Here is a 14284-nt window from a genome sequence, read left to right on the forward strand (position 1 = left end):
ACGAAGATGTTATACACGACAGACATGGGTTGCACTGTATAGCCAGCCGTACGCGGGAGCAGTGGCAGTGCAACCTGAACCGGCTCACGGTTCGTGCAGAATCCGGGCGATGTCGTCGAGTGCCTCACGTAACAGAGCTTCGTAGTTCTCGGGATCGGGCATCACGCGCGGGCTCGAGTGGACGCTCACCGTCATCGTGTCGCCGATGCTGTACACGCCGTGCGTGACGCCCATCATCGGCGACAACGCGGGAAAACCGGCGGTGAACCGCACGTCGGCGCCGGCGAACCGCAGGTCGGCTGCGCCTCGGTGCACGCTGGTCACCACGGTGTTGCCTGACACCGTGGCCGGGGTGTCGGCCGGGTCGTGACTGTTGATACCGAACCACACGAGCAGCGCGGGCGTCACGTCGAGCGGACGCCCCTGCCGGAGGGTGGTCGGGTGGACGGCGCGCGCACGCCGCTCGTCGAGGGCTCGCGCGATCTTCTCCGCGCGGACTCCGAGATCGGGTTCGTGTGGAAACAGGTCGACACCGACGTTGTGGAAGTGATTCCGCGACTGCGCTTCGCCTGGGCTCGCCACCGTCACCTCGGCACCCAGGGTCTCGGGCACCGCGCTTCCCCCGGCGGCCAGGTATCGGCTCAACGCCACCGAGATGGCGGTAAGTGCCTTCACTGTCACCGTGTGGCCGCCCCGCAAGTCGGCGAGAGGAAGAACGATCATCCGGACGTCGTGCCGCGTGCCGGGTGCCGTGTTCAGCGCGGTCAGCGCGCGGCCGGGTTGCGGGGGTGGCAATTCACCGCGCGCGGTCAGGGCAACCGATTCCTTGTAAGCCCGGAATGCATCGTAACTCCGGGCAACCAACTGCCCCAGCTGGAATGGTGTTCGCATCACGGCCCGTGCCAGGGACACGGGACCGACGTGACCCGGATCCGGCGCCGGGCGGGGGCCTCCCGGTTCGCCGGGACCGAACAGTTCCCGGGCGATGGCCGCAGCGCGCCTGCCGTCCGCGAGCGCGTGCGAGACCTGCAGAATCGCGACGAGCGCCGGTACGCCATCGCATCCGGGCACGTCGCGAACGTCGGGAAAGACATGCAGGCGCCACGGTGCGATCCGGATGTCCAGCGCCGACGCAACGATCGCGGCCGTCGCCTCGCGGCACCGTGTCCAGTCCGGATCGGTGAGTTCGTGCACGATGAACTGGTCGTCACCGAAGGTCCTCGTAACCCAGTACGGATAGTCCAGGTTCCAGGGAACGTCGCGAACGCGAAGACACAGATCCTCGATCACGGCGCTGCGCTGAGAAACCTTCTCACGCAGCGTTTTCGGATCTACAGCCCCCGGAGTGAACGCGTAGAGAAGGAATTGGTCGTTGGGGATCTTGTCGCCGATCCAGTACATCAGTGCGTCGCGAGGGCTCATCTGTGCCACTGCGCCAGCCTACGTGGTAGCCGTCTCACTTCACTGAGACGCATTCGATACCTGCGGCCTCGGCGGCCTCACGGTACGACTCGGCCAGTGTGGCGACGGTCTCGTGGGCGTTGAGACCGCTGGGGTTGGGAACCAGCCACAGGTCTGCGCCTTCGAGATCTCCGGGTTGGCGTCCCTTCTTCGCCGCCGGCTCACCGAACGCCCTGCGGTACGCCGTGATTCCGGCCACCGCCACCACCCGCGGTGCCGTGGCCCGGACCACCGAGCGGAGACGATCGGCGCCGTGCACCAACTCTTCCTTGGTCAACTCCTCGGCTTTCGCGGTGGCGCGCAGGGCCAGATTGGTGATACCCACTCCCCGATCGACGAGGTGACCCCGGTCCGCATCCGACATTCCCGCCGTCGGGTCGATCGCACGCTCGATGATTCCGGCAGCCAGCAGCGCCGGATAGAACCGGTTGCCCGGCCGCGCGAAGTGCGCACCGGTGGCTGCCGTCCAGAGTCCCGGATTGATGCCGACGAACAACAGCCGGCAACGCGGGCCGATCAGGTCCGGGACCTCCGCGTCACGAAACGACTCCAACTCGGCGCGCGTGAAACCCATGCCGCCAGTAGAGCAGGTAGAGACGCACGCAGTGCGGTCAGGTGCTCATCTTTCGGGAAAGTGGGACGGGTCTACGATGACTCGGGCAGGCTGGTCGTAGAAATCAGGTGACGGACGTTGACGAATATGCAGGAACTGACCATCGGCGCACTGCGCACACCGGGCGTGGGCGGCCAGGATGCGGCGGCCGTTCTTGCCGATCTCGTCAACGAGGTATACGCAGTGGCCGAGGAGGGCATGTGGCCCCACGGGTTCACCCGCACCACACCAGGCGAGGTTGCCGAACTGGCCGGTACCGAGCGACTCTTCGTGGCCTACCTGAACAACCGGATCGTCGGATGCGTGCGGGTGGAGCAACTCGACGACCAGGTCGGTGAGTTCGGCATGCTCGCCGCCGACCCGGCCGTGCGGGGCATCGGGATCGGCAGCGCCCTCGTACAGCACGCCGAGAATGTTGCTGCGAGCCTCGGTAACCACACGATGCAGCTGGAAGTCATTCAGCCACGCGGTTTCTCGCTGCCGTCGAAGGAGTTCCTCACCGGCTGGTACTCGCGGATGGGCTACGAGGCGGTGCGAACGGACGTCCCCGAGGTCGCCCACCCGGAACTGGCCCTGCTCTTCGCAGTTCCCTGCGACGTGGTGGTCTACCGCAAGAAGCTGCGCTCCGACCAATAACCACGGGTTCGGTGTTGCGCTGCGTTCACACCCTGATTCGCCCCACCTCGGCGAGACCCGTGACGGCATCTGCCAGGGTCTGCGCGGGGTCCCGGTACTTCACACCGAGTTCCTCCTCGCTCGGAGCGTCGTCGGTGTCCGGCATACGGGTGTAGTACTCCATCGCGGCCTCGGTGACGGGGGTCTCGAACGGAACGAACCGCTCGACCACGTCCATCAGCCGACCCGCCATACGTAATGCCGTGTCGGGGACGGGGATCGTGATCATCGTTCGTCCGGTGACGGAGCCCAGGATCCGGGCGACGTCCCCGATCGACATTCGGTGGCCGCCGAGCATGAATCGCCGTGCTCCCCGGCCGGGCTCGAGCAATGCGGCGTGGGCGGCAGCGACGTCCCGGACGTCCACCATCGTCCACGTGGCACCGCGGCCGGGGAGTCCGCGGAGTTGCACTGCAGCCTCGACGGCCTGGGCCGCCTCGCCGAACTGGTTCCCGGCGGGCGGGCCGATCACCATCCCCGGATAGGTGATGGCGATCGGCGCGCCCGCGGCCTGCATTCCGCGGGCATACAGTTCCACCCGCGCCTTGCTCTGCCCGTAGGCGTCGGAGGCACCGTGCACCGGCAGGTCCGCGCTGAGCATGCCGAGTCCGGACTGGAACAGCGCCGCGATACTCGAGACGTAGACGACGGGGTCGAGTCCCAGCCCGACTGCCGTCCCGAGCACGTTCTCCGCCCCGGCGAGGTTGGTTTCCATCATCTCGTCAGCCCGTCGCGGGTCGACCGCGACCACGGCCGCGGCGTGGATCACCGCATCGCATCCCGTCATCGCCCGCCTCACCGATTCGCCGTCGGTGATGTCACCGACGGCGTAATCGGAAGTGTCCAGACCGATCTCGGCCGCGCTGGTCGTGAGTCGCGCCGGATCCCGCACGAGGAACCGTACCTGGTGTCCGGCGTCGACCGCGGCCTTCGCGCTCCACGCTCCGATGAATCCTGTTCCCCCGGTGACGAGTACCCGCAAGGTGATCTACACCGTCCGGGCGAGTCGGTTGGCGAGGAGTCCCGTGAACTTCGCGGGATCGTCGAGTTCGCCGCCCTCGGCGAGAAGCGCCATCCCGTACAGCAGTTCGGCGGTCTCCTCCAACGCCGGATCGTCCTTGCGCTCGGCACGGGCGTCGCGCAGGGCCGTCACGAGTGGATGCTCCGGATTCAGTTCGAGAATGCGCTTGGTGGTGGGCACCGGCTGTCCGGACGCCCGGTACATGCGCTCGAGCGCGGGCGACATGCTGAAGGCGTCACCGACGATGCAGGCCGGCGACGAGGTCAGGCGCGTCGACAACCGGACCTGCTTGATGTGCTCGCCGAGTGCCTCGGTCATCCAGGTGAGCAGATCGGAGAACTCCTTTTCCTTCTCCTCGCGCTCGGACTCGTGAGCCTTCTTGTCGTCCTCGGTGTCGAGATCGACTTCGCCCTTGGCGATCGACTGGAACGGCTTGCCGTCGAACTCCGGAACCGACCCCACCCACATCTCGTCGATGGGATCGGTCAGCAACAGAACCTCGATTCCCTTGGCCCGGAAGGCTTCCATGTGCGGGGAGCTCTCGAGCAGGTGCCGCGACTCACCGGTCGCGTAGTAGATCTGCTCCTGGCCGTCCTTCATCCGCGCCACATAGTCTTCCAGCGACGTCAGCTCTTCTTCACTGTGCGTCGATGCGAACGACGAGATCGACAGCAGTGTGTCGCGGTTGTCCGTGTCGGAGAGCAGGCCTTCCTTGATCGCCCGGCCGAACTCGCCCCAGAAGGTGCGGTAGGAGTCGGGACGCTCGGCCTTCATGTCCTTGATCGTGGAAAGGACCTTCTTGGTGAGCCGGCGGCGGATCGCCCGGATCTGCCGGTCCTGCTGGAGGATCTCACGAGAGACGTTGAGCGACAGGTCCTGCGCATCCACGACGCCCTTGACGAACCGCAGGTACTCCGGCATGAGCTGGTCGCAGTCGTCCATGATGAAGACGCGTTTGACGTAGAGCTGCACACCGACCTTTGCGTCCCGCATGAACAGGTCGAACGGCGCATGCGTCGGAATGAACAGCAGAGCCTGGTATTCGAACGTGCCCTCGGCCTTCATGGGGATGATCTCGAGTGGATCGTCCCAGGCGTGGGCAACGTGCTTGTAGAACTCCTTGTATTCGTCCTCGGTGACGTCGTCCTTCGACCGCGCCCACAGCGCCTTCATCGAGTTGATCGTCTCGTCCGAGATCGTGACCTGTTCCTCGCCACCTTCCTCGGTGGCCGGCGTCTTACGTTCGACCTGCATCCGGATGGGCCAGGAAATGAAGTCGGAGTAACGCTTGACGAGTTCCTTGATCTTCCATTCCGACGTGTAGTCGTGAAGGTGATCCTCGGTGTCCTCGGGTTTGAGGTGGAGTGTGACGGACGTTCCCTGCGGCGCGCCGTCCAGTGTTTCGATCGTGTAGGTGGCCTCGCCGCTCGATTCCCACCGCGTGGCCTGGCTCTCGCCCGCCTTCCGAGTCACCAGCGCGACCTTGTCGGCGACCATGAACGACGAGTAGAAGCCGATACCGAACTGGCCGATCAGCTCCTCCGAGGCGGCAGCGTCCCGCGCCTCACGCAACTTGGTGCGCAGTTCCGCGGTACCCGACTTGGCGAGCGTCCCGATGAGGTCGATCACCTCGTCGTGGGTCATCCCGATCCCATTGTCACGGATGGTGAGTGTGCGCTGTTCCTTGTCCGTCTCGATCTCGATGTGCAGATCGGACGTGTCGACATCGAGGTCCTTGTTCCGGTACGCCTCGAGCCGAAGCTTGTCCAACGCGTCCGATGCGTTGGAGATGAGCTCGCGCAGGAACGAGTCCTTGTTGGAGTAGATCGAGTGGACCATGAGGTCCAGGAGTTGGCGGGCCTCCGCCTGGAACTCCAACTGTTCGCGGTCGTGTGCGCCGCTTTCCACCGTTTGTGCGTTCACTTCGATTCCCTTCGACAGCAGAACCTGGACACAGATTCGTTCCGAATGATAGCCCGGGCGGTCGAGAGCAGTTTCGGACCCATCATCGATACCCGGTGACGTCGGCGGGTTTGCCTGCATCCTGTACTTCGACCATGTAACGCCAACAATCGGGGCGGCTGCCGTCGACGTCGGTGAAGCCGTACACCTTCGCCAATTCACCACTGGACAGGGACTTTCCGTTCCACCGGGCGACGTCGGGGTCCTGGGCGAGCGCCGCGACAGCGCGTCCCACGAATGCCGGGCTCTCGGAGATTGCGAAGTGCGGAATGCGCTCCGTCGCGTCACGCCAGTTCTCCTCGGTGACCCCGAACTCGTCGAGCATCATCTCCGAACGCAACCAGCCGGGGGTGACGGACACCGCTGTCGCTCCATGGGGTGGCAGTTCGTGAGCGAGCGCGAACGCCATCCGGTTCACCGATGCCTTGGCCAGGTCGTAGAAAAAAGACACACGGTAGTGGTTCGCGTTGTAGTCGGCGGTTCCGTCGGTGACCTCGACAACCAGGCCGCCGGGTGACTCGATGAGCAGTGGAATGGCGAAGTGGCTGGTGATCGCGTGTGTCTCCACACCCAGCCGCAGGTAACGGAGCCCGACCTCGAGTGAGGATTCCCAGACCGTCCTGTCCCACTCGATCGCGGTGGCGCCCCAGATGTCGTTGACCAGAACGTGCAGCGCGCCCTGCTCCGCATGAATCCGCGCCACGAGCGCATGAACCTCGTTGGGCACCAGGTGGTCTACCTGGATCGCGATCCCGCGACCACCTGCGGCGTCCACGAGTTCCGCGGTCTCCTCGATCGTCTCCGGACGCTTCATCTCGGAGGGCTGGGCACGGGTGGACCGCCCCGTGACGTACACGGTGGCACCTGCCGCACCCAACTGCACGGCAATACCCCGGCCCGCTCCCCTGGTGGCGCCGGCGACCAGGGCGACCCTCCCGGCCAGCGGTGTGTCCATGCTTCGAACCTAGACCCGAGGGGAGTGCCGACGGTCCCGAATCGTCGGACGCGATGGTCAGCGGGACCCGTCTTCCTGCAGTGTGTGCGCAACGAGAGCGTTGGCGTGACCGTGACCCAGCCAGTGCTCCGATTTCAGCCAGTTCACGAGTTCCATGTGCTTGGTGAGGCCGGACGACCGGATGATCGCCTTCCACTCCTCGATCGAACGACCGTATTTCTTCTCGATCGACGGAAAGTACGCCGCGGGCCCCTTCAGCGGTTCAGTCATGAGAGGAGGGTAATCGCGATCTCCGACAGATACGCTGACAAGATGGCCGAGCTGATCCTGGGACCGCTCCTTCGCCACGTCGGACGCTGCGATGCGACGGTATGGGTCGAGACGTCCGAAGCCTGCACCGTCGAGGTGCTCGGATGTACCGAACGCACCTGGACCGTCGCGGGCCATCATTACGCGCTGGTGATCGTCGAGGGGCTGGGGCCCGGCTCCCGCACGGAGTACGAGGTGTCGCTCGACGGGCACCGGGTGTGGCCCCTTCCGGACGCGCCCGCGCCGTCCACCATCCGGACCCTCGCCGACGACGGCACCCTCGTGCTGACGTTCGGATCGTGCCGCTTCGCGACCAAGTCCGCGACCGAGAACATCCGCCACCTCGACGTCGATGCCCTCGACGCCTACTCGCGCCGGATGATGACGCAATCGCCGGAAAGCTGGCCCGACGCCCTTCTGCTTCTCGGCGACCAGGTGTATGCCGACGAACTCTCCGACGACATAGCGAAGCGGGTCGGCGAAGTCCACGACGTCGACGAGCCCCCAGGCGCGCAGGTCCGGAACTTCGAGGAGTACACCTGGCTGTACGCCGAGTCGTGGTCGGATCCGGAAGTGCGTTGGCTGCTGTCCACGGTCCCGACGTCGATGATCTTCGACGACCACGACGTGACCGACGACTGGAACACCTCACAGTCCTGGCGCGAGGAACTCGAGGCCAGCTCGTGGTGGGAGGAACGCATCGTCGGCGCGTTGTCGTCGTACTGGGTGTATCAGCACCTGGGCAATCTGGCCCCCGCACAGCTCGCCGAAAACGAACTGTATCAACGTGTCCGGAAGGACGGCGGCGACGTCGAACCGCTCTTGCGCGAGTTCGCATCCGCTGCCGACGAGGAGGCGGACGGCGCCAAGGGCATGCAGTGGTCCTACCGCCGCGATCTGGGACCCGCGCGACTGCTGGTCATCGACTCTCGGTGCGGGCGGGTACTCGCCGACGGACGGCGCGACATGGTGTCCGAACCCGAGTTCTCGTGGATCGAACAGCAGACCGACGGCGACTACGACCATCTGCTCGTCGGCACCTCCCTGCCGTGGTTGCTGCCCCGCGCCCTCCACGACCTCGAGTCGTGGGACGAGCGGCTGGCCGCCGGATCGCGGGGACCGCGGATGGCGACTCTGGCCGAAAAGCTCCGGCGCGGCGCGGATCTCGAACATTGGGCGTCGTTCCGCGACTCGTTCGACAAACTTGCCCGGCTTTTCGGGCAGGTCGGCCGGGGCGAGCGTACGGGACCGGCGGGCCGGTCACCCTCGACCATTTCGGTGTTGTCGGGCGACGTGCACCACGCCTACGTGGCCGAGGCCCGTTACCCGGAACCGATTCTGTCGCATGTCTACCAGTTGACGTGCTCTCCCCTGCACAACTACGTCCCGGCGGCGATGAAGGTCACGTTCCGCATCTCCTGGAGCCGCGTCACCGAGCGGGCTGTGCGGTTCCTCCTGAGCAGGGTGTCGCGGGTGCCTCCGGTGCCGGTCGAGTGGAGCAAGGTCACCGGTCCGTTCTTCGGCAATCAGGTGGCCACCCTGCATCTGGACGGCCGGGCGGCGCGGCTCGTGATGGAACAGGCCGCGCCGGGAACGAACGACGCACCCGTCTTCGTCACCGTCGCCGATCTGCCGTTGTCGACCCGTGACAGCTCGGCCCCTTAACGCTTCTCGGCCTCCGCTTTGAGCTGAGCGAGACCCTTCTCGAAGTCTTTGCCGACCATCTTGTCCATACTCATGACGAATCCGAAGAACTTGACGAACCAGGTCTTCTTCCCGACCATCCGCCATCTCACCTCGGTACCTTCCCCGTGCGGCGCGAGAAGAAACGTCACGGTGTTCTGCGCCCGGAACGGCTTGACGAACTCGAGATCGAGGACGACCTTCTCCCCCGGCATCGACTCGGTGACCAGCATCGAACCCGCGCCGGCCTTGCGATTGCCCTGCCAGGCGTAGGCCGCACCCACGCCCGAATCGGCTCCGGTGTACGTCCGCCGCATGTCCGGATCGAGTCCCTCCCACGGCGACCATGCCGTCCAATGGTGGAGGTCGTTGATCAGCGCGTGCACCGTTTCCGGGTTCGCGTCGATCACGGTGGAACGCTCGACGACATACTCGTGTGCATTCGGTGATGCCATGACAGTCTCCGTTCACTGGTGCCGGTAACAGCCCGGACGGTCGCGAGGCGCGGTATCGTCGAGCACGAGCCCGTACGACATCGCCGTGGTAGGGGGTGCCATCATCGCCGACGATCCGATCCGCAATATCGCCCTGGTCGGACATCAGGGTAACGGCAAGACGTCCCTCGCGGAGGCCATGCTTTATCGGGCCGGTGCCGTCACGCGTCCCGGCCGCGTCGAAAGCGGCAACACCGTGCTCGACACCCTGCCGGAGGAACACGATCGAACACAGTCGCTGACACTCGGACTGGCGTCGTTCTCCTGGGGTGAAACCCGGATCAACCTGCTCGACCCGCCCGGATACGCCGACTTCCTCGGAGACGCGATGACTGCGCTCCGGGTCGCCGACATCGCGGTCTTCGTGGTGGACGGTGTCAGCGGGCTGCAGGTCAACGACGAGTTACTGTGGCGGGCAGCATCGGAGTTGTCCATCCCGCGACTGCTGTTCGTCAACAAGATGGACAAGGAACGGGCCTCGTTCGACCTCGCTCTCGCCGGCATTCGCGAACACTTCGGCGCGGGAGTCGAACCGGTCGATCTGCCGGTAGGCGAAGCGGCCACGTTCACCGGTGTCGCCGATCTTCTCACCGAGCACGTGATCCTCTACGACACCGGGTCCGGATCCGCAGTTGTCGGCGAGGAGATTCCTCAGGACATCGCGGAGCAGGAGCACGATCAGCACGAACACCTCGTCGAGGATGTCGTGGAGATCGAGGACGACCTTCTCGGCCGATACCTGGACGGAGAGGCCATCTCGGTTCCGGAGCTCGAGCATGCACTCCACATCGGGTTCACCGGCGGCTCGCTGTGGCCGGTGCTCTGCGGGTCCGCGCTCGAGCCGGTGACCGTCGACCGCCTGCTCGACTTCCTGTGCCGGGTTGCGCCGGAACCCGCGGAGGTTCCGCGTATCGAGGTTCGTGGGCCGGGCGGCACGGTGGTCGATGTGCCCTGCGACCCGACGGGCGAACCCCTCGCGTACGTCTTCAAGACGCAGTCCGACGAGTACGTGGGTCGGGTGGCGCTGCTGAAGGTGCTCTCCGGGACGGTGCACGCCGATGACATCCTCGTCGACCAGCGGACGGGAGCGAAGGAGCGCCTGCACAACCTACTTCGCGTTCTGGGTACCAAACACACCCCGATCGACACCGCGACCGCAGGCGACATCGTGGGAGCCATCAAGCTCACCGACGTCGCGACGGGCGACACCCTGGCGCCGATCGGATCGCCGCTCACCGTGACGGCGATCGAACACAAACAACCGGTGTACGGGGTGGCCGTGTCGGCACGCAGCGTCGGCGACGAGGACAAACTGGCGACCGCACTGGCCGAACTCGTCAGCGACGATCCGACTCTGCAGGTGACCCGCAACAACGAGACCCACCAGACCGTTCTCCGGGGTGCCGGTGACGTGCACGTGCAGGTGACACTCGATCGCATCTCCCGTCGGTTCGGCATCCCGGTCGACACCGAACCGGTCAAGGTCGCCTACCGCGAAACCCTCCTCGGTCCCGTGCAAACCGAGGGGCGTCACAAGAAGCAGAGTGGGGGCCACGGCCAGTTCGGCGTGGCCACCGTCCGCTTCGAGCCACTCCCCCGGAACAGCGGATTCGAGTTCGTCGACCACACCCGTGGCGGTGTGATCCCCAAGTCGCTCGTCCCCGCGGTCGGGAAGGGCATCGCGGAATCGATGGAGCGCGGCGGCCGTCACGGCTTCCCTCTCGTCGATCTGCGGGCCACCGTCCTCGACGGCAAGTACCACTCGGTCGATTCGGACGATTTCAGCTTCAGGATGGCCGGGGCGCTGGCACTGCGTGCGGCCATCGACAACGTGGGCACCCTCGTTCTCGAACCTGTCGACCGCGTCGAGGTCACGGTGCCCACAGCACTACAGGGCGACGTGCTCGCCGACCTCGGGCGTCGGCGCGGACAGATCGAAGGCACCGAACCCGGGGGCGACGGAGAGGTGACGGTTGTCGCGTCCGTGCCGTCCAGCGAATTGCTCGACTACCCGGTGGCCCTGCGTTCGATGACGCACGGGCGCGGCCGCCTCGCACTGCACTTCAAGTACTATCAGGAACGCCCTGACGCCCGCACCTAGCACTCGTCAGCGGATTCCTGCAGAGAGACGATCCGCCCGGTCCGCTTGCACCAGCACCTGACGCAAGAACGGCAGGATCCGCTTGTCGATGGCCGCATTGTAGAGAGCCGGTTGCTGATTGGGATTCGCATGGCCGATGCCTGCAAGCCGCGCGACCAGCAATGAGCCGTCCGGACCACCCACCTGTTCGACGAGGATGCGCTGCGTGTAGTCGACATCGACGACCGGATCGCGTTCGCCGACCCGCGGGCGAACGAAAACGATGCCTGGCGACACTCGCCCGGAGCGTTCGGCGGCAAGCGACTTCAGGTTGTCGATCGCACCGGAAGCGACGATCGTTTCGAACTGCGACTGGATCAATCCGTTACTCGCGGCGTCGTCGGACAGTATCTTGTCGTGAACAACCTCTCCGATCACGACCTGCAACTCCGACAGGTCGATACGCGGGTACCAGGTGGAGTGGGTGTCGAGAAACGTGTCCTTGCGTGCGGCAGTTTCCACGAGCAGGCGCAGCGACCTGCTCTCCCGCGCGCCCGGCAACCAGCCGATCCAGCGCAGCATGTCCTCACCTGCATCGCGGCTCTCGGCGCGAACAGCATGCAGGTCGACCGGCGTGCTGTCGAGGACGACCCCGACGAGGACGGTGTCGGAGTCCTCGTGAATGTGCTGCGCCACTTCCAATGCGATGACACCGCCCATGCTGTGCCCCGACAGAATGATGTTGTCGGTACCCGTCTGTGCGGCAGAGGCGACGATCATCCGGCTGATGACCGCCGTGTCGATACCGCCGTTGTCGTACTCCACCGCCCACACCTGTCCGATGCCGGCGTAGGCAGAGAGTGTTCGTGCCGTCTCGGACGCGTCGAGATTACCCAGTCCGACCAGGTCGACCACCGCGGTCCGGCTGTCGGCAGGTGTCCGGGCATCGTAGATGTGGTGGATCTGCGGATGAGTCCGCGACAGTCGCTCCCGCTCGGGATGGACGTCTTCGATCCAATACTGTCCGCAGAGAACGAAAACGGGGATCAGGCAGAGCGCCAGCCACGCAAGGACCCGCCGGGCACGACCGAGTCGCTGCCAGTCGTGCCCCAGTCGCGTCTCACGCAACCGCGCCTTCCTGCGGGCACCGCTCCAGTCTGCGACGGTGGACGGATGGCGAGTGAAATTCTCCGGCATCTGTTCCGACGATACGCGGAACCCGGAGTTCACTGATCCGGCCGGAGTCCAACGCGCGTTCCGACTCGCTGGGCCGGTGAATCTTTCGCGGGGAGCTTGCGAGTCGCGAAACGATGTCGATTCCCATGCCGCGGCCTGCGCCGGGGAAGAACCACACCTACTGCAACTGCTCGCGATCTGGGCGGCGACCCGCTACCAGGCGGCCGTCTCGGATCGGCTCCGTCAGTGATCACGGCGTGGCGAGGTATCCCACCGGATCGCGCCAGAACGCGGTGATCAGGTCGGCGAGTGCGGCTGGTTCCGCGATCAGGGGTGTGATGTGGCCGACGCCCTCTACTGTTGTGGTTGCCGCGTGCGGCATCGTCGCCGCGGCTGCCCGTGCCTGCTCGACGGAAATCATCGTGTCCTCGCGGGGGACGACCATCAGCGTCGGCACCTCGATCCGGGGTAGAAGAGGGTCCAGTCCTCGGCGGTGCAGCATGATCGACTGCATCGCCTGGTGCATGCCGCGCCGTGGTGCCTGCCGGAAGGTGCGCGACACAGCCTCGAACTGTTTCGGGTGTGTGCGTGAAAGCTCCTTACCGAGAAGGACGTTCATTACTGCAGTCGCGAGCGGTGGGATCGGTCCGGCGATGCGGTACGCCCACACCATCGGCACGATCCTGGCGCGTTCTCTGCGGGTGAGGGCCTGTGTCGGTGTCCCGATGGTGACCACGCTGCGGCAGCGGTCGGGAGTGCGGGCGGCCACGACGAGTCCGACGTGTCCACCCCAGGCGTTGCCCACCCAGTCGACCGGCTCGGTGACGTCGAGCGCGTCGAGAACGGCGATTGCCGCCTCCGCGCATTCCTCCATCGTGAAGAGCCGCTGCACTGCGGTACTGGCCCCGTGGCCGGGTCCGTCGATCGAGATCAGCCGCCGGTGTGCGGCCAGGTGGCTGCACAGGGGTGTCCAGGTCGTCGAGTCGACGAAAAGGCTGTGCCAGAGCACGGCCGGCGGTCCGCTGCCCGTGACGTGTACGGCGAGGTCGCCCACGCTCGTCGGGATGGTCCGGGTGATCGATTGTGTGTTCATGGGATGCCCCAGGTGTGCGGTGTTCGAGCATTGCTTCGGAAACCGAAACTTCGGTAACCGTAGTATTCTCCTGAGTCATGGAACGGTCAAGAGGCCTGCCGTCGGATCGGCCGGCGGTGGGACAACTACTGGTTCGCTTGCTGCACGAGTTCCGCCGGGAGTTGAGCGAGCCGATGGCAGAGCGCGGTTACGGCGATATCCGGCCCCCGCATCTGCAGATCTTCGGCAACATCGGCTGGGACGGGCGACGGTTGACGGAGATCGCCTCTCGTGCCGAGTTGAGCCTGTCCGCCGCGTCCGAACTGATCAACGACCTCGAGGAACTCGGGTACGTCGAGCGGGTCCCGGACAGCCGGGACCGGCGGGCCAAACTGGTCGTTCCGACCGAGCGTGGCAGGCGGGCACTCGAGGACGCCGCGGTGCGGGTTGCCGAGATCGAGCACCGCTGGGGGAGCATCGTCGGCCACGACCGGTTCGACGACGCCTGCTACCTGCTCAGTTCACTGCTCGACGAGTTGAGTCCCGAGAACCGTTGACGCACGGCGGCCAGGGCGGAGGCATGAGGGGCCCGGGGTGCAACTTGCGATCGGACCAGTTTTCCAGGCGAGCGCAGCGAGTACGGGTTGTTCATCCAAGGCCGGTTGCAGGTTGATTCGATATCTGTCAATATCGACGCATGTCGAATCAGGTGTTGCCGGACAATGGTGCGTGTTGCTCACCGCTCCTGCGTGAGCCGTTGACCGAGGATTGGGCCGGGGATCT

13 protein-coding genes and 1 pseudogene are annotated in these 14284 nt (G+C 65.5%); 5 read left to right on the top strand and 9 right to left on the bottom strand.

Going from position 1 to position 14284, the window contains the following annotated elements:
* Positions 1 to 84: 84 nt before the first annotated feature.
* Positions 85 to 1422, bottom strand: a complete 1338-nt coding sequence (locus WAW17_RS09090; RefSeq protein ID WP_422332665.1) for a WS/DGAT domain-containing protein — start codon at positions 1420 to 1422, stop codon at positions 85 to 87.
* 34 nt (positions 1423 to 1456) lie between these two features.
* Entirely contained in the window at positions 1457 to 2035 is a 579-nt protein-coding gene (locus tag WAW17_RS09095; RefSeq protein WP_422332655.1) for a mismatch-specific DNA-glycosylase, read from the bottom strand.
* 126 nt (positions 2036 to 2161) lie between these two features.
* Between WAW17_RS09095 and WAW17_RS09100 the strand changes: the two genes are divergently transcribed.
* Positions 2162 to 2710: a GNAT family N-acetyltransferase gene (locus WAW17_RS09100; protein WP_422332666.1), complete on the top strand. Its 549-nt coding sequence runs from the start codon at positions 2162 to 2164 to the stop codon at positions 2708 to 2710.
* Positions 2711 to 2735: 25 nt separating this feature from the next.
* Here the strand turns inward: WAW17_RS09100 and WAW17_RS09105 are convergent, their stop codons facing one another.
* The 4 genes from WAW17_RS09105 to WAW17_RS09120 all read right to left on the bottom strand — a co-directional run bounded on the left by WAW17_RS09105 (position 2736) and on the right by WAW17_RS09120 (position 6957).
* Entirely contained in the window at positions 2736 to 3731 is a 996-nt protein-coding gene (locus tag WAW17_RS09105) for an NAD-dependent epimerase/dehydratase family protein (protein WP_422332656.1), read from the bottom strand.
* A gap of 6 nt (positions 3732 to 3737) precedes the next feature.
* Positions 3738 to 5678: a molecular chaperone HtpG gene (gene htpG, locus WAW17_RS09110; protein WP_422332667.1), complete on the bottom strand. Its 1941-nt coding sequence runs from the start codon at positions 5676 to 5678 to the stop codon at positions 3738 to 3740.
* Positions 5679 to 5775: 97 nt separating this feature from the next.
* Positions 5776 to 6687: an SDR family oxidoreductase gene (locus tag WAW17_RS09115; protein WP_422332657.1), complete on the bottom strand. Its 912-nt coding sequence runs from the start codon at positions 6685 to 6687 to the stop codon at positions 5776 to 5778.
* 57 nt (positions 6688 to 6744) lie between these two features.
* A complete protein-coding gene (locus tag WAW17_RS09120; RefSeq protein ID WP_422332658.1) occupies positions 6745 to 6957 on the bottom strand; it encodes a DUF4287 domain-containing protein in 213 nt (70 codons plus the stop codon).
* A 42-nt stretch (positions 6958 to 6999) separates the two neighbouring features.
* Here WAW17_RS09120 and WAW17_RS09125 point away from each other — a divergent pair, with 42 nt between their 5' ends.
* A complete protein-coding gene (locus WAW17_RS09125; protein WP_422332659.1) occupies positions 7000 to 8661 on the top strand; it encodes an alkaline phosphatase D family protein in 1662 nt (553 codons plus the stop codon).
* Here the strand turns inward: WAW17_RS09125 and WAW17_RS09130 are convergent.
* Positions 8658 to 9134 (bottom strand): SRPBCC family protein, encoded by a 477-nt coding sequence (locus WAW17_RS09130; protein WP_422332660.1) that lies wholly within the window; start codon positions 9132 to 9134, stop codon positions 8658 to 8660. The two genes, WAW17_RS09125 and WAW17_RS09130, sit on opposite strands and share 4 nt — an antisense overlap.
* A gap of 85 nt (positions 9135 to 9219) precedes the next feature.
* Between WAW17_RS09130 and WAW17_RS09135 the strand changes: the two genes are divergently transcribed.
* Positions 9220 to 11274: an elongation factor G gene (locus WAW17_RS09135; RefSeq protein WP_422332661.1), complete on the top strand. Its 2055-nt coding sequence runs from the start codon at positions 9220 to 9222 to the stop codon at positions 11272 to 11274.
* A 6-nt stretch (positions 11275 to 11280) separates the two neighbouring features.
* Here the strand turns inward: WAW17_RS09135 and WAW17_RS09140 are convergent, their stop codons facing one another.
* The gene (locus WAW17_RS09140; RefSeq protein ID WP_422332662.1) at positions 11281 to 12450 is read right to left on the bottom strand and encodes an alpha/beta fold hydrolase; all 1170 of its coding nucleotides are present in this window, start codon (positions 12448 to 12450) and stop codon (positions 11281 to 11283) included.
* A 229-nt stretch (positions 12451 to 12679) separates the two neighbouring features.
* Positions 12680 to 13522: an alpha/beta fold hydrolase gene (locus WAW17_RS09145; protein ID WP_422332663.1), complete on the bottom strand. Its 843-nt coding sequence runs from the start codon at positions 13520 to 13522 to the stop codon at positions 12680 to 12682.
* A 77-nt stretch (positions 13523 to 13599) separates the two neighbouring features.
* On the opposite strand from WAW17_RS09145, the gene WAW17_RS09150 reads away from it, so the two are divergent.
* On the top strand, positions 13600 to 14058 hold the full coding sequence (locus WAW17_RS09150; RefSeq protein ID WP_422332664.1) for a MarR family winged helix-turn-helix transcriptional regulator: 459 nt from the start codon (positions 13600 to 13602) through the stop codon (positions 14056 to 14058).
* A gap of 140 nt (positions 14059 to 14198) precedes the next feature.
* Positions 14199 to 14284 (top strand): annotated as a pseudogene (locus WAW17_RS09155) (transcriptional regulator); the annotation flags it as partial.

The sequence above is a fragment of the Rhodococcus sp. (in: high G+C Gram-positive bacteria) genome, from assembly GCF_049286785.1.
GTDB lineage: Bacteria > Actinomycetota > Actinomycetes > Mycobacteriales > Mycobacteriaceae > Rhodococcus_F.

Excerpts from the sequence above, each read along its gene's own strand:
- WAW17_RS09090 (WP_422332665.1), bottom strand. The coding sequence starts at position 1,422 with ATGAGCCCTCGCGACGCACTGATGTACTGGATCGGCGACAAGATCCCC.
- WAW17_RS09095 (WP_422332655.1), bottom strand. The coding sequence starts at position 2,035 with ATGGGTTTCACGCGCGCCGAGTTGGAGTCGTTTCGTGACGCGGAGGTC.
- WAW17_RS09100 (WP_422332666.1), top strand. The coding sequence starts at position 2,162 with ATGCAGGAACTGACCATCGGCGCACTGCGCACACCGGGCGTGGGCGGC.
- WAW17_RS09115 (WP_422332657.1), bottom strand. The coding sequence starts at position 6,687 with ATGGACACACCGCTGGCCGGGAGGGTCGCCCTGGTCGCCGGCGCCACC.
- WAW17_RS09120 (WP_422332658.1), bottom strand. The coding sequence starts at position 6,957 with ATGACTGAACCGCTGAAGGGGCCCGCGGCGTACTTTCCGTCGATCGAG.
- WAW17_RS09125 (WP_422332659.1), top strand. The coding sequence starts at position 7,000 with ATGGCCGAGCTGATCCTGGGACCGCTCCTTCGCCACGTCGGACGCTGC.
- WAW17_RS09130 (WP_422332660.1), bottom strand. The coding sequence starts at position 9,134 with ATGGCATCACCGAATGCACACGAGTATGTCGTCGAGCGTTCCACCGTG.
- WAW17_RS09140 (WP_422332662.1), bottom strand. The coding sequence starts at position 12,450 with ATGCCGGAGAATTTCACTCGCCATCCGTCCACCGTCGCAGACTGGAGC.
- WAW17_RS09145 (WP_422332663.1), bottom strand. The coding sequence starts at position 13,522 with ATGAACACACAATCGATCACCCGGACCATCCCGACGAGCGTGGGCGAC.
- WAW17_RS09150 (WP_422332664.1), top strand. The coding sequence starts at position 13,600 with ATGGAACGGTCAAGAGGCCTGCCGTCGGATCGGCCGGCGGTGGGACAA.